The sequence below is a fragment of the Staphylococcus gallinarum genome, assembly GCF_000875895.1.
In the GTDB taxonomy this organism is placed as follows: domain Bacteria; phylum Bacillota; class Bacilli; order Staphylococcales; family Staphylococcaceae; genus Staphylococcus; species Staphylococcus gallinarum.
The window spans coordinates 1-241 of sequence record NZ_JXCF01000097.1; the positions used below are offsets into that span (position 1 = coordinate 1).

Genomic DNA, 241 nt, shown 5'->3' on the forward strand with positions numbered 1-241 from the left:
ATTAATTCAGTAAATTTAGAAACAGGCAACAAGTATCAGTCAAACAAAGAACAACGTGATTTTATAAAAAAGGCGAATGATCAGTTATGTGAAGAACGTGGTTTATCTGTGCCAGAAAAGGCATCAGAAATCAGATATACGTTGGCAGAACAGAACATGATAGATAAAGATAAAAGGTCATGGAAAAATGATATAAGAATGGCAGTTGAAGAAACAAAGGATAACGCAGTAGACTTTGAAG

1 pseudogene is annotated in these 241 nt (G+C 33.6%); it reads left to right on the plus strand.

The annotated features are described in order from the left end of the window. A pseudogene (locus tag SH09_RS13575) lies at positions 1–241 on the plus strand (relaxase/mobilization nuclease domain-containing protein); the annotation flags it as partial.